Raw genomic sequence first — 13787 nt, forward strand, 5'->3', positions numbered from 1 at the left:
CGTGAGCGCATCGGGCTGCTGCTGGATGCGGGGTCGTGCAAGGAGGTCGAGCAGTTGCGCCGGCACCGGGCGACCGTGTTCGGTCTGGAGGCGAAGAGGCCGTACACCGATGGTGTCATCACCGGCTGGGGCACGGTCGAGGGCCGGACGGTCTTCGTCTACGCGCATGATTTCCGGATCTTCGGCGGGGCGTTGGGCGAGGCCCACGCGACGAAGATCCATAAGATCATGGACATGGCCATCTCGGCCGGTGCTCCCCTGGTGTCGTTGAACGACGGTGCGGGAGCCCGTATCCAGGAGGGCGTCTCGGCGCTCGCCGGGTACGGCGGTATCTTCCAGCGCAACACGCGCGCCTCGGGTGTCATCCCGCAGATCAGTGTGATGCTCGGCCCGTGCGCGGGCGGCGCGGCCTACAGTCCGGCGCTCACCGACTTCGTCTTCATGGTCCGTGAGACCTCGCAGATGTTCATCACCGGACCGGACGTCGTGAAGGCGGTCACCGGTGAGGAGATCACCCAGAACGGCCTCGGTGGCGCGGACGTGCATGCCGAGACCTCCGGTGTCGCGCACTTCGCGTACGACGACGAGGAGACCTGCATCGCCGAGGTCCGCTACCTCATCGGGATGCTGCCCTCCAACAACCGCGAGAACCCGCCGACCGTCGAGAGCGACGACCCGGCCGACCGGCGTGGCGAGGTGCTGCTGGACCTGGTGCCGGCCGACGGCAACCGCCCCTACGACATGCACCAGGTGATCGAGGAGCTCGTCGACGACGGCGACTACCTGGAGATCCATGAGCGCTGGGCCCGTAACATCATCTGTGCGCTGGCCCGTCTGGACGGTCAGGTCGTCGGCATCGTCGCCAACCAGCCGCAGGCGCTGGCCGGGGTGCTGGACATCGAGGCGTCCGAGAAGGCCGCCCGGTTCGTCCAGATGTGCGACGCGTTCAACATCCCGATCATCACTCTTCTGGACGTCCCCGGCTTCCTGCCCGGCGTGGACCAGGAGCACGGTGGGATCATCCGGCACGGCGCCAAGCTGCTGTACGCCTACTGCAACGCCACCGTGCCCCGGATCTCGCTGATCCTGCGGAAGGCCTACGGAGGCGCGTACATCGTCATGGACAGCCAGTCCATCGGGGCCGACCTCACCTACGCCTGGCCCACCAACGAGATCGCGGTGATGGGCGCCGAGGGTGCCGCCAACGTCATCTTCCGCCGCCAGATCGCGGACGCCGAGGACCCCGAGGCCATGCGCGCCCGCATGGTCAAGGAGTACAAGGCCGAGCTGATGCACCCCTACTACGCGGCCGAGCGCGGTCTGGTCGACGACGTCATCGACCCCGCCGAGACCCGCGAGGTACTCATCGCCTCGCTCGCCATGCTCCGCACCAAGCACGCCGACCTGCCCTCCCGCAAGCACGGCAACCAGCCCACATGAGCACCGCGGCCGAGCAGGACGGATCCCTGGTGCGCGTGGTTCGCGGTCTTCCCACTCCCGAGGAACTGGCGGCGGTCGTCGTGGTGCTCACCGCGCTGCCCGTCCCGGACACGGCCGGGGCTGGCGTGCCCACGCGCGCTCCCTGGCGTCGCGCGGAGTCCCCGGCCTCGCCCCAGGTCTCCTGGCGGGCCGGGCGCTGAGCGGTGCTCAGCGTTCCTGAAACGGCGGGTCGGCAGGTCGCTCCGCGCTGCGATCCGCACAACCGGTTGGCGGTTGCAGGTATGTGCACCGCCACTTGAAGATCCGTACCACCTTGCGGACCGTGGCGGTCCGAGTGCAGGTTCCCCGCGGCCGCCCGGCCGCAGGTGAAGTCGTGGAGGAAAGCGCATGTTCCGTGGAATCGGACGGTTCTCGGTGAACCGCCCATGGTTGGTCATCGTTCTCTGGCTGGTGGCGACCGCAGCCCTGATCGCGCTGGCGCCCCAGCTGAAGCCGACCAACGATCAAGCGGAGTTCCTCCCGTCGGACTACGAGTCGGTACGCGCCGTGCAGGTCCAGCAGGACGCCTTCCCGCAGAGTCGTCAGCCGTCGGCCATCGGCGTGTTCCAACGGACCGACGGCGGCGAGCTGACCGACGCCGACAAGAAGGCGGTCGGCGAGGTCGCGGCCGGTCTGCAGGAGAAGAAGTTCGCGAAGATCACGGAAGTGGTCGCGGATCCGAGCTCGGTCTCACCGGACGGGAAGATCAGTCTCATCCACGTGTTCGCCTCCACGAAGACGGCCCACGACGAGACGCTGGTCGCGTCCATCGGGAAGCTGAGGACCGAGGCGTCCGAACTGCTGCCCGACAGCGGGCTGAAGCTGGGCTTCACCGGAGCCTCCCCCATGGTGCTGGACTCGCAGGAGGCGTCAGACAGTACCGACGCGATGGTCATGATGGCCACCCTGGTGCTCATCATCGTCCTGCTGCTGATCATCTTCCGCAGCCCCGTCATCGCCCTGATGCCGGTCCTCATCATCGCAGTCGTGTTCATGGTGACCATGGGGGTGATCGCGACCGCCAGCGAACTCGCAGGTCTGGAAGCACCCGCCTCCATCTCCGCCATTCTCATCGTGGTGCTCTTCGGTGTCGGCACCGACTACACCCTCTTCCTCCTGTTCCGCTACCGCGAGCACCTGAGGGAGGGGCAGCAGCCCAAGGAGGCGCTGGCGACCGCGGCGGGCCGGGTCGGCGAGACCATCGCCTCCGCCGCGGGCGTCGTCATCGCCGCGTTCCTCTCCCTGCTGCTGTCCTCGATGGGCATGCTCAGCAGCATGGGCCTGTCGCTGGCCCTCGCCGTCGCCGTCACCCTGGTCGCCGCCCTCACGCTCGTGCCTGCGGTCTTCTCCCTGCTGGGCATCAAGGCGTTCTGGCCGTCGAAGGCGTGGCGCACGAAGCCCGACAACCGGATCACGGGACGCGTCGGCGACTTCGCCGCCCGCAAGCCCGCGCTCATCGCCGCCGTGTCCGGTGGACTGCTGGTGGTCATGGCACTGGGCGTGCTCGGCTTCAAGGCGGAGTACGACACCGAGAGCTCGCTGCCGGGCGACCTGGAGTCCGTCCAGGCGATGGAACAGCTCCAGCAGGGCTTCTCCGCCGGGCAGTCCGACCCGACCTTCGTGTACGTGAAGTCCACCGACGGCTCGCCACTGGACCAGGACCGGCTCGCCGCCTTCGGCACCGAGCTGTCGGGCGTCGAGGGTGTCGACAAGGTGTCCCCGGCCCAGGTCAACCCGAAGGGCGACGTGGCCCAGTACAGCGTCGTGCTCAAATTCCGACCGACCGGTGACGAGGCCCTGAGCCTGGTCGGCGGCGAGCTGCGCGACACGGTGCACGAAGCGGCGCCTGAGGGCACCGAGCAGTACGTCGGCGGCAGCACGGCGGTGCTCGCGGACGTCCGGACCGCCGTCAACCGCGACTACAAGCTGGTGTTCCCGGTGGCCGCCGTGGCGATCATGCTGATCCTCGGTCTGATGCTCCGCAGCCTCATCGCCCCGCTGTACCTGATGATCTCGGTGGGCCTCGGCTTCGGCGGCACGCTCGGCGCCACGGTCTGGCTGTTCCAGGACGGTTCGGGCGGGCTGCTGTTCATGCTGCCCGTGATCGTCTACCTCTTCGTGGTGGCCATCGGCACGGACTACAACATCCTGATGGTCGCCCGGCTGCGCGAGGAGATCCAGAACGGGAGGAGGCCCGAGGAAGCCGTCCGACTGGCCGTCGTGCAGTCCGCCCCCACCATCGGCGCGGCCGCGGTCATCCTCGCCGGCACCTTCGGGGTCCTGATGCTGGCCGACAACGACATGCTGAAGCAGATGGGCTTCGCCGTGGCGTTCGGCATCATGCTGAGTGCCTTCGTGATGGCGATCCTCCTGGTGCCGGCGATCACCACGCTGGTGGGACGGTCCGCCTGGTGGCCGGGCAACCGCCACGACGCGCCGGCCGACGACGCCACCGGGCCGGCTCGCGCGGAGGAGGCCGACCCCCTCGTGACCACCCGCACCTCGTAGCCCCTGGCACACCGGCGCCGCCGCCCGCCCCGGCCCGGGGCGGGCGGCGGCGTCCTTTTTGCCCCGCGGAATACGTTCCGTGCAACTTCCTGAAAGGGTACGGATAAGCGTTCTTGGTCTCTGTAGAATTTTTCTTCATACGGCTTCCTCGGTCACCAGGAATTCCACCGTGGTGCCGGTGAGGCACGAAGCGCGATGCACGAGCGGAAGTTTCGGACCCTGCATTGCGGTCCCTGCGTTGCGGTCGCGGAACTCCGTACCGATGTTTCGAACACGTATGAGAGGCAGCGATGAGTACAAACCCCTTCGAGGACAACGAGGCCAGCTACTACGTACTGGTCAACGAGGAGGGCCAGCACTCGCTGTGGCCCGCGTTCGCCGAGATCCCCGCGGGCTGGACGGTGCGGCACGGTCAGAACACCCGGCAGTCCTGCCTGGACTACGTCGAGGAGCACTGGACGGACATGCGCCCCCTGAGCCTGGTGCGCCAGATGGCGGCCGCAGAGTAGGCGGGCGGGCGGGAAGGGACGAGCCATGCAGAGGCTTTCGCCCGTCTCCTCGATCCACCGCCCCCGGCCACGCCCCGGGGCCGACCGGGTGCTGGTGTGTCTGAGCTACTGCGGCGGCGGCACCGCGCCCTTCCGGGGCTGGGCCCAGGAGGCACCGGACGACCTGGAGTTGGCGCTCGTCTGCTATCCGGGCAGGGAGGCACGCTACGGCACGCCCTTCGCCCGCGACTGGGTGAGCTTGCGGGACGACGTGGTGCGGGCGGTGCGCGGGATCGCGGACCGGCCGTACACGCTGTTCGGCCACAGCATGGGCTCCTGGATGGCGTTCGAGACCGCCGCGGAGCTCGAACGTCTCGGCGTGGCACCGCCATCGGCGCTCGTCGTCTCCGGCGGAGTGGCACCCCACCGGCGTCAGCACCGCAGCGACGTGCCCCGCTCGACGGACGGTGACGAGGCCCTCGTCGCCTGGATGCGGGAGTTCGGGCAGATGAGCGCGGTGGTGGCCAACGAACCGGAACTGCGGGACCTGGCGGTGGAGTTGCTCCGCGCGGACCTCATGGTGTCGGAGTCCTACCGGTTCGTGGCGGGCACCCGTGCCTCCGTGCCGCTGCGGCTGCTGTACGGGGCCGGGGACAGCGAGCCGTTCAGCGAGGTGGAGCGGGACTGGAAGTCCCTGGCCGACGGCGGCTTCGAGGCGTTCGAGCTGCCGGGCGGGCACTTCTACGAGCCGGACGTGTGGTCCCGGATTCCGCAGTGGTGCGCCACCTCCGCCCCGGTTCCGGGACGTTAGGCGCGCAGGGCCGCACACGGACGGGAGGGCCGCACCGGAGTCGCCGGTGCGGCCCTCCCGCTTTCCCGTGGGCAGTGCGGCTCAGGTCCCCTCGCCCAGAGCGCGCCTGCGGTCGTGGAGCACCAGCAGGATGACCATGCCCATGGTCACGCCCAGCACCATGCCGGCCTGGCCCGCCAACAGGTGTGCGATCTCGCTCTCGGGGGAGGGCCGCTTCGTGCCCAGGCCGGTCAGGAGGCTGTAGAGGCCGTACGAGAAGAGCATCCCCGAGGAGATCCAGGACGCGGCCATGGGCGGCAGGAACCGCTTGGATCCCCGGCCGCTCGTCAGGACCAGCAGCCCCCACGCTCCGGCGAAGGCCCACACTCCGGTGCTCGCCGACAGCAGGTGCCACCACATGTCGCGGTGGACCAGGCGGCCCTGGTCGAGGCCGAGGGTGCCGCCGACGGCCCAGAACAGCTTGACGACGCCGAGTACGCAGCATCCTGCGGCCATCAGCCGTGCCACGGTCCTCTGCAGGGCCCGGGTGCCACCCACGGCGTCCCCGCAGTCGGTCGGACCGCTCAGCGCCTCCGGCCACCGCGCCCGCGCGTAGCCGGCCAGTGCGAGCGGCAGGCCGATACCGACCCCGACCAGCGAGATCATGACGAAGATCTGTTCGTAGACCCACAGATCGGTGGACGCCTCGGCCTGTTCGTCGCGGGACATGGCGGCCGGGCCGAGCACCGGAGCCAGCACCAGCATCGGCACGAGCAGGCCCGTGCCCACCCACACCGGCAGGACGATCAGCCAGGCGGGGACGCGCTCGCCCCAGGGGCGCACGAACGCCAGCGCCAGCAGGACGCCCACCGCGGCGAGCACCGCCGTGGTCGCGTTGATGGCGCGCCAGTCCGCCTCCCCCATTTCCTCGGAGGGCAGGAAGAGACCGAACATCCAGGCGATTTTGATGAGCATGTACGGCATGACCGCGGCGGCGGTGCCGAGTCCGGCGATTCTGCGAATCCTGAGCAGTCGTGAGGTCGGCTGGGCCACCGTTACTGTCATGTCTGCACAATATCCGAGCCGCCCGTGGCGGTCAAAGTTATGTCCGTCTTATCGCGCTGTGCGAATTTCCGCAGTTCTGTGGAATTACGGCCGCGTCGGGTTGTGAAGTGCTATGGCGGTAATATGTCCGGATTCGGATACAGATATCAGGAGCGCGGGTTCTCCCGCTTCGGCCAGTGCGATCAGCTCCAGCATTCCCGACACCGCGCAGTGCCGTGACTCGGTGACCGCCGGCTCCGGACCGCGCACCGGCCCTCCGGCCGCGGCGACGGCGTCGCGGACCGCGACGGCCAGAGGCAGGGCCTCTCTCGGGGCGCTGACGACGAGCCGTACGCCGTGCGCGTTCCCGGTCAGGGCGGCGATCCGCCGACCGGTCACGGCCAGGGCGCCCGGGTCCCGGGCCCCGCCACCGTCCCGGGGGACGAACCGGGAGACGCCGCCGGAGATCCCGGCGAGCGCCCGGGTCCGGCCCGCCGGGTCCGGCGCCGACAGCACGACCGCGGCGGCGGCGTCGTGCTGGCCGTGGCGCGCGTCCCCGGTGGGCGCCCGGTCGGTCGCGGCGGCCACCACCCGGTCCGCACGGCCGGTACGCAGGGCGGTCACCGCGAAGTGCACGGCTTCGAGGCCCGCGGTGACGGGGTTGGTCAGCGTGACCGAGAAGGCGCGCGCGCCGGAGGCGATGGCCAGCTGGCTGCCCGGCGTGCTCATCGAGAAGCCCGGCACCTCGGCCGGGCTGATGCCCCGGACGCCCTCGGTACGCAGGATGTCGTCCATCCGTCGGTGCGTGTGCGCGATCGCGTACTGCGTCCCCGTGACCACGCCGAGCCGTCTGCTCTCCCCGCCGGTCAGGGGCGGATCGTCGTGCCGTCGGCCGAGCGCCCGGTGCCCGGCGGCCAGCAGGTAGCGGGTGGGCGGCGCGAGGTACTTCCAGCCGCGCCGGCCGAGGTGCTCCGCCGGATCGAACCACGGCGCGTCACGAACGTCCCCCGGCTCCTGTGCGACGGCGCCGGCTCCGGTGATCTGGATGTTCATTCGGTGGCCTCCCAGGCGAGCACCGCGTTGTTGCCACCGAAGCCGGTCCCGCTGACCAGCACGGAGGGCCGGGACAGCGGCAGGGGCGCACGGTGGGGGATCACCATCGGGCCGGTGGAATCGAGGGTGACGACATGGGCGTTCGGCGGGACCAGTCCGTGGCGCAGGATCCGCGCCGCGATGACGCAGCCGAAGACGCCGGCGGCGCCCGCGGTGTGGCCCATCACCGCCTTCGGCGCGTAACCGGCCGTCCGGGCCGCATCGCCTCCGGCGGCGGCCACCGCGTCGCTGACGGCGGCGCTCTCCACGGTGTCGTTGAGGACCACCCCGGCCCGGTGGAGCACCACCGCTCCCGGTGCTTTCGAAGCGCCGCCGAGGGCCTCGTCCGCCGCCCGCCGCAGTTGCTCGCCGGAAGGCTCCGGGGCCATCGGATGGTGGGCGTCACAGCTCCAGCCGTGTCCCGCGAGCACGGCCAGCGGGGTCGCGCCCCGACGGCGGGCAGACGCGGCCGACTCCAGCACCACGGCGGCGGCGCCCTCACCGGTGACCATGCCCGCCCGGTCGGCGTCGAAGGGGCGGCAGTGCCGCGGGTCCAGCAGACCGAACCGGTGCAGCGTCCCCACGGCGACCCGCGAGAAGGCGTCGCCGCCGCAGGCGACGATGACGTCGGCCTCGCCGGACTCGATCAGCTCGGCCGCCCAGCTCACCGCGTACGTCCCGGCGGAGCAGGCGGTGGACAGGGTGTGGCTGCAACCGCCGATCCCGAACCGGTCGGCGACCACCGCCGCCACCCCGTGGACGGCGAGTCGGCGCCCCTCCGGTCCGGCGGTCTCCGCCGCGTCGATGTCCCCGAGCGAGGTGCCCACGGTCAGACCGGCGTCGAACAGGTCCGTACGGCTCAGGCCCGCCTCGGCGACGGCCTCCGCGACCGCCGTGAGGAGCAGCGCGCTGGTCCGCCCGGGGGGCTGACCCGCGGCCCCCGCCCGCAGGTCCTCCACGTCCGGCGCGGCGTACAGACGGGGGTGCTCGGGCAGACCGCAAGCGTCCGGCGCGGGCACCGGAAGCCTGTCCGCGCGCAGCAGACCGTCCCACAGCGCGTCGACACCGGCGCCGAAACAGGTCACCGCTCCCAACCCCGTGACCACGACCGTCACCGGCGCACCTCGCTCCTTCGTGCCGTGTCCTTGTCCCGTGCCCTCGTACGGTGTCGTCATCTGTGCCGAACAATTGACGGGATACCGACCAGAGTGCCTTCGCCGAAGACCTCGGCTCGCCGCCCCTGCAAGTACCTGCAGTAATCGTGGAGCCGTATCCACGGCCGCCGCGGGCCTGCAATAGCATCGGCGCGTTCCCGCCGTTGCTTTACCGTCCGGTAAACACGGAATGCGGAACATGCGAACAGAAGTGAATATCCCATGAAAGGGAATCCGGTGAGTGTCGAAAGTACGCTGAATACGTCGGAGCTCCGGGAGCTGGTGGCGGACACCCTGGATGTCGAGCCCTCGGCGCTGACCGACGACGCCCTCTTCATCGAGGAACTCGGGGTCGACTCGGTGGTGGCGCTGGAGCTCGCGGTCACGCTGGAACAGCGCTACGAGGTCAGGATCCCGGAGGAGGAGCTCGTCCAGCTCCGTACGTTTCCCGACATCTGCGCCCTGCTCAGCAGAAAGCTGGGCGGCTGATGGCCGCACCGCCCGCCCGTCCGGCCGGGGCCGGGAGCCCCGCCGCCCTCTCATACTTCCTGATCGAGAGCAAGGGCAACTGGTCCGGTCCGGGCGCGGGGGCCTTCCTCCGGGACGCCGAGGCGCTCGCCGGGGCGGGTCACCGGGTGCGGGTCTACCTCGTCGAGGACGGTGTGCTCAGCGCCGCCGGTGCGGCGGCGCGCGAGATCGAGCGGCTCGCCGAAGCCGGGGTGGAGGTCCTCGTGGACGACTTCTCCGCCGCGCAGCGGGCCGTCGGCGGAACGCTGTCGCCGCACGTGCGGCTCGCCGGCATGGAGACCGTCGCCGCGGCGCTGGCCGAGGACGACTGCCGGGGGGTGTGGCACTGATGGGAACGCCGATGAAGCGCCGGATGTGGGACCTGCTGATCATCCTCACCGCGGCCCCGCACTCCGGCGACGTGGTGACCTCCGCACTGCGGCTCTCGCACGCGGTCCTCGAACGGGGAGGCTCGGTGCGGGTCTGGGCGTGCGGGTACGCCAACATGCTCACCCAGGACACGTTCGGCGACACCAAGCTGCCGAACACCCGTGACCCCGAGGGGCACTACCCCTCGTCCTCCGCGATCGTCCGGCAGCTGTCGAAGGACGGCGGAGGCCGCTTCGCGTGGATCGCGTGCACCGCGTGCACCGAGGAGCGCGGCGCGACCCACCACATCCCGCAGGTGCGCCACCGGTCGCCGCTCCGGCTGGCCGGGACCATGGCCGGCGCCCGGCAGACGCTCTACCTCGGGGGAGCCTGATGACCGCCACTCCACAGGCGGACCCCCGCGAGCGGGTCCTCTGCGTCATCGACCGCGCCTACCGGGGCGCCGTCGAGGTCCAGTTCTTCCACCCGCTGTACGGGCTGCTCGACCTGCACGGCCAGTTCGCCAAGGTCGACCTGGCGCTGCGCGGCGCGACGGTGACGATGGCCGTCGAGGAGGACGTCTACGTCCCCTCCGTGCAGCTCGGCTCCACTCTGGTGGACACGCTGCCGGACTACCGCGGCTCCGTGCGCGACCTGGTCGCCGCGGGTTTCGAGGTCTTCGTCGAGGAGGACGCCCTGGCCTCCCTGGGGTTCACCCCGGACCGGCTGGTGGCGGGCGTCACCCCGGTCGGCGCCTCGGAGCTGGCGGCCCGGTGGCCCGCGTACGACCAGGTGTGGTTCGTATGATCGGCGAACGCGTGCCGCCGGGCCAGGACGACCGGCCGCGCGCCTTCGCCACACCGCTGCGCGCGGTCGACCGGCTGGAGGTGTGCCCGTCCCCCTCCGGCCTGCGGTTCCGGGCGTTCAAGACGGTGAACCCCCGCGACCCCTACATGTCCGGGCACTTCCCCGGACTCACCCTGATGCCGGCGGTGTTCGTGCTCGAAGGGCTGCGCCAGGCGCTCACCACCGTGCTGGAGGCCGATGAGCCGCTCAACCTGCTGGAGGTCGTCTCCGGCCGCTGGCTGGCGCCCATGCAGGGCGGCGACGAGATCCGGCTGGACGTGACGGCCGAGCGGCTCGGCGGCGACCGCTGGCGGGTCACCGCCGACGGGGTGCGGCAGGACGGCGTCCGGGTCCTGGCCGCGAAGGTGGTCCTCGGCGCCGGGGACGCCGGGCGCGCGGGCGGTCCGCTGCTCCCCGCCGGGACCGGGGCGCCCGCGCCGGGAGCGCCGGGCGGACCCGACTACACGGGGATCCTGGACTTGCTGCCGGTGCGCCACCCCATGCTCCTGGTGGACCGGGTGGAGTCCTTCGAGGCGGGCCGGCAGATCACCACGGCCAAGGCGGTCTCCGGCTCCGAGCCGTGCTACGCGTCGATGGCCGACGGGCTGCCGCTGTCGCGGTACATGTACCCCCGGGCCCTGATGCTGGAGTCCTTCGGGCAGTCCTCCGTGCTCCTGTGGCTGTCGACCGGCACAGCCGAGGGCGTGCCGGTGGCGGCGGCCTTCCGCGGCTGCCGGTTCGCCGGCGAGGTGCGGCCGGGGGCCGTGCTGCGCCATGTGGCCCGGATCGACCGGCTGATGGCCGACAACGTCTTCGTGTCCGGGGAGACCTGGGACGGGGACCGGTGCGTCATGACGGTCGGCGCGCTGATCGGTTCGAGCAGGCCGCGCACGCAGGTCGACCGGACGGTCACCGCGGTGCGCTGAGCCGGAACCCGTACGACCCGGGCGGCCCGCCGTTCGGTCACGGGGAGGCGAGGCTCCCGACGGCCTCGCCCACGGCGTCCGCCGTGAGACGGCTGCGCAGCAGGTCGACGTGGTCCACGGGGAGGTCCACGGAGCGGGCGGCGAGCAGGGCGCCCTCGGTGTGCTGCCGGCTGTTCACCGCGACGGCGGTCCGCCAGGCCCCGGTCGGGTCGATCTGCCGTGCCGCGTCCAGGTAGGACACGAAGGACCGGAAGACCGCGGCGAACTCCCCCAGCAGGTCCTCGTCGAGCCCCTCGCGGCGGAACGCGGCGCCGGCCTGCTCCCGGAAGATCGCCACGAGCGCGTCGCCGAAGGCCGCGAAGTCCGGGGCTCCGGCCCGTGCGGCCGTCGCGGCCTGCCGGGCGGCGGCCACCTCATCCGCGGACAGTACGGAGGCGAACTGGTCCATCATGGCGGCGAAGTCCCGGTCCAGCCCTGCGGGGTCCGGCGTCTCCGGGTCGAACACCACGAGCCGGGGGTCCTGTCCGGGCCGGTCCGCCAGCCGGGCGGCCAGCTCACCGGCGAAGACGGCGCCCGCGCAGTAGCCGAGCACCGCCCGGACCGTCCGGCCGGAGGACTCGGCCTCGCGGGCCCACAGCTCCACGTAGTCCGCCGCGGACATCCCGGCGCCCGTGTCGGGCTGACGGGTCTCCCAGACGGTGAGTCGAGGGTCGAGGAGCGGCACGAGGTCGGAGAAGCTGGAGTCGGAGCGGCCCGTGGTGGCGAAGTCGACGGCGAGCACGAGGTCGGAACCCCGGCCCGCGTTGAGGACCTTCCATCCGTCGAGTCGGGTCATGTGTGCTGCCTCTCTGCGCTGCGCGGGAAGGTGACGGGAAGAACGGCGGGCCCGTCGCCGCGTGCGCGGCGGCGGGCCCACTTGCCGGTCCGGGGCGGCTCAGCCCTCGGTGATCCGGATGGCCTTCGACGGACAGATGTGCTCGACGATCTTGCGCGTGTGCACGGCGTCGGCCTCCGAGGGGCTGTCGTCCAGGAGGACCACCAGCCCGTCGTCCTCCTGCTGGTCGAAGATGGTCGGCGCGCTCATGACGCACAGTCCGGCGCCGATGCAGCGGTCGCGGTCGACGTGCACCTTCATGGCGGTCACCAATTCACAACGAGCTTGTGCACCGGCGGCAGCCCGTCGATGAGCTCGATCGGCTCGTCGGACTCCACCACGTGCAGGGCGGGGAAGCGCGCGAACAGCGAGGTGAAGCAGAGCTCCATCATCAGACGCGCGACGTGCTGGCCGAGGCACTGGTGGACGCCGTAGCCGAACGCGAGGTGGTCCCGCGCGTCGCGGTGGATGTCGAAGGAGTCGGGGTCCGCGTACTTGGCAGGGTCGCGGTCGCCGAGGCCCTTGAGCACGAGGATGCCCTCGCCCTCCTTGATGGTCACACCGTCGATCTCCACGTCGGCCAGCGCGACGCGGGCGATGATCTCGTCGACCAGGCTGAAGTAGCGCAGCACCTCGTTGACGGTCTTCGGCATGAGGTCGGCCGGGTTCGCCTGGAGGGCCTTGAGCTGCTCGGGGTGGTCCAGGAGCGTCTGGGTGCCGAGCGCGATGCGGTTCACGATGAACTCGTAGCCCGCGAGCAGCAGCATCTTCGTCATCAGCGTCAGACCGTGGTGGTCGAACTCGTCCGTGCGGCCCGCGCGGGTGATGAAGTTGCCGAGCATGTCGTCGGCGGGGTTCTGCTGCTTCTCGGTGACGAGCGTCGCGAAGTACTTCATCAGCTCGTCGTTGGCGGCCATCTTCTCGTCCATGGTGTACGAGTGACGGGTGCCGACCATGACGGCGGCGTTGCGGGTGAACACCTCACGCTCGGCCTCGGGTATGCCGGCGAGCTCGCAGATCACCTGGGCCGGGAGCGGCAGGGCCAGCGCCTGGACCAGGTCGGTGGGGCCGCCGTCGGCCTCCATCGCGTCCAGGTAGTGGTCGATGAGTTGCTGCATCCGGGGGCGGAGCTTCTCGACGGCCTTGATCGTGAAGTCCGGCAGGGCCATCTGACGGACCCGGGTGTGCCGCGGCGGGTCCATGGTCACCAGCAGGTTCTTGGAGTCCCGGGCGATCATGTCCAGCAGTTCCTGCGGCGCGGGGAACCTGATCGGGAACGTGGGGTGCGGCTCCACACTGAACCGGTCGTCCGCCAGCAGCCGCTGGATGTGGTCGTGCTGCGAGACCAGCCACGCCTTGCTGCCCGACGGCATCGTCACCTGGGTCAGCGGACGTCCCTCCGGCACCTGCTCGTACTCGGTCAGGAGCGGGTTGGGCCACCCGCGGGGGGCGACGGGGCAGGTCGCCGGCTTCACCATGGCGTCGGTCATGGGCAATTCCCTGTCTCTGTGATGGTCATGAGCCTGCTCGTGGTGATGCTACGGACGCGATTCCCGCCCGCCGGAGCCCTTGCCACTTGCTGCAACGCGACCCTGCCCGGTAAATCCGAATTCCGTCTGCCGGGGAAAAGATCCGTTTCCGGAAATTGCAGCAGTGTGCGACTCGGCTGGTCCCAGCCTGTATTCGTTAAACCGCACGCCGGTCGACCGC

16 protein-coding genes are annotated in these 13787 nt (G+C 70.8%); 10 read left to right on the plus strand and 6 right to left on the minus strand.

What is annotated here, in order from left to right; translation table 11 throughout:
• The 5 genes from AMK21_RS14740 to AMK21_RS14760 form a co-directional block, all read left to right on the plus strand.
• Positions 1 to 1440, plus strand: a 1440-nt coding sequence (locus AMK21_RS14740; RefSeq protein ID WP_073877989.1) for an acyl-CoA carboxylase subunit beta, incomplete at its 5' end; no start/stop codon positions are given.
• The gene (locus tag AMK21_RS14745) at positions 1437 to 1640 is read left to right on the plus strand and encodes an acyl-CoA carboxylase subunit epsilon (RefSeq protein WP_073877991.1); all 204 of its coding nucleotides are present in this window, start codon (positions 1437 to 1439) and stop codon (positions 1638 to 1640) included. The genes AMK21_RS14740 and AMK21_RS14745, both read left to right, overlap by 4 nt.
• A 187-nt stretch (positions 1641 to 1827) precedes the next feature.
• Positions 1828 to 3987 (plus strand): MMPL family transporter, encoded by a 2160-nt coding sequence (locus tag AMK21_RS14750; RefSeq protein WP_073877993.1) that lies wholly within the window; start codon positions 1828 to 1830, stop codon positions 3985 to 3987.
• A gap of 290 nt (positions 3988 to 4277) precedes the next feature.
• Positions 4278 to 4496 carry an MbtH family protein gene (locus AMK21_RS14755; protein ID WP_073877995.1) on the plus strand — a complete coding sequence of 73 codons (219 nt, stop codon included), beginning with the start codon at positions 4278 to 4280 and terminating at the stop codon, positions 4494 to 4496.
• 25 nt (positions 4497 to 4521) lie between these two features.
• Positions 4522 to 5286: a thioesterase II family protein gene (locus AMK21_RS14760; protein ID WP_073877997.1), complete on the plus strand. Its 765-nt coding sequence runs from the start codon at positions 4522 to 4524 to the stop codon at positions 5284 to 5286.
• Positions 5287 to 5367: 81 nt separating this feature from the next.
• Here the strand turns inward: AMK21_RS14760 and AMK21_RS14765 are convergent, their stop codons facing one another.
• From AMK21_RS14765 to AMK21_RS14775, 3 genes are all read right to left on the minus strand, one after another.
• Positions 5368 to 6330 carry a hypothetical protein gene (locus AMK21_RS14765; RefSeq protein WP_073877999.1) on the minus strand — a complete coding sequence of 321 codons (963 nt, stop codon included), beginning with the start codon at positions 6328 to 6330 and terminating at the stop codon, positions 5368 to 5370.
• 84 nt (positions 6331 to 6414) lie between these two features.
• Positions 6415 to 7362 (minus strand): beta-ketoacyl synthase N-terminal-like domain-containing protein, encoded by a 948-nt coding sequence (locus AMK21_RS14770; RefSeq protein ID WP_073878001.1) that lies wholly within the window; start codon positions 7360 to 7362, stop codon positions 6415 to 6417.
• Complete coding sequence (locus AMK21_RS14775) at positions 7359 to 8516, minus strand: beta-ketoacyl synthase N-terminal-like domain-containing protein (RefSeq protein WP_073878003.1); 1158 nt, start codon at positions 8514 to 8516, stop codon at positions 7359 to 7361. The genes AMK21_RS14770 and AMK21_RS14775 overlap by 4 nt, the downstream gene beginning before the upstream one ends.
• A 276-nt stretch (positions 8517 to 8792) precedes the next feature.
• Between AMK21_RS14775 and AMK21_RS14780 the strand changes: the two genes are divergently transcribed.
• From AMK21_RS14780 to AMK21_RS33725, 5 genes are read left to right on the plus strand one after another with little or no spacing between them, the layout of a single operon-like run.
• The gene (locus AMK21_RS14780; protein ID WP_234421945.1) at positions 8793 to 9044 is read left to right on the plus strand and encodes an acyl carrier protein; all 252 of its coding nucleotides are present in this window, start codon (positions 8793 to 8795) and stop codon (positions 9042 to 9044) included.
• The gene (locus tag AMK21_RS14785) at positions 9044 to 9412 is read left to right on the plus strand and encodes a DsrE family protein (RefSeq protein WP_073878007.1); all 369 of its coding nucleotides are present in this window, start codon (positions 9044 to 9046) and stop codon (positions 9410 to 9412) included. Before AMK21_RS14780 ends, AMK21_RS14785 begins: the two co-directional genes overlap by 1 nt.
• Positions 9412 to 9825, plus strand: a complete 414-nt coding sequence (locus AMK21_RS14790; RefSeq protein WP_143194866.1) for a hypothetical protein — start codon at positions 9412 to 9414, stop codon at positions 9823 to 9825. The genes AMK21_RS14785 and AMK21_RS14790 overlap by 1 nt, the downstream gene beginning before the upstream one ends.
• Positions 9825 to 10238, plus strand: a complete 414-nt coding sequence (locus AMK21_RS14795; RefSeq protein WP_073878009.1) for a DsrE family protein — start codon at positions 9825 to 9827, stop codon at positions 10236 to 10238. Before AMK21_RS14790 ends, AMK21_RS14795 begins: the two co-directional genes overlap by 1 nt.
• Positions 10235 to 11203, plus strand: coding sequence for a hypothetical protein (locus tag AMK21_RS33725; protein WP_079181163.1), 969 nt, complete (start codon positions 10235 to 10237; stop codon positions 11201 to 11203). The genes AMK21_RS14795 and AMK21_RS33725 overlap by 4 nt, the downstream gene beginning before the upstream one ends.
• Positions 11204 to 11240: 37 nt before the next feature.
• On the opposite strand, the gene AMK21_RS14810 is transcribed toward AMK21_RS33725, so the two are convergent.
• The 3 genes from AMK21_RS14810 to AMK21_RS14820 form a co-directional block, all read right to left on the minus strand.
• Positions 11241 to 12038 carry a hypothetical protein gene (locus AMK21_RS14810; RefSeq protein ID WP_073878011.1) on the minus strand — a complete coding sequence of 266 codons (798 nt, stop codon included), beginning with the start codon at positions 12036 to 12038 and terminating at the stop codon, positions 11241 to 11243.
• Positions 12039 to 12137: 99 nt separating this feature from the next.
• Positions 12138 to 12338, minus strand: a complete 201-nt coding sequence (locus tag AMK21_RS14815; RefSeq protein WP_073879130.1) for a ferredoxin — start codon at positions 12336 to 12338, stop codon at positions 12138 to 12140.
• Positions 12339 to 12343: 5 nt separating this feature from the next.
• Positions 12344 to 13567 carry a cytochrome P450 gene (locus AMK21_RS14820; RefSeq protein ID WP_073878013.1) on the minus strand — a complete coding sequence of 408 codons (1224 nt, stop codon included), beginning with the start codon at positions 13565 to 13567 and terminating at the stop codon, positions 12344 to 12346.
• Positions 13568 to 13787 lie beyond the last annotated feature (220 nt).

This window comes from Streptomyces sp. CB00316, assembly GCF_001905595.1.
In the GTDB taxonomy this organism is placed as follows: domain Bacteria; phylum Actinomycetota; class Actinomycetes; order Streptomycetales; family Streptomycetaceae; genus Streptomyces.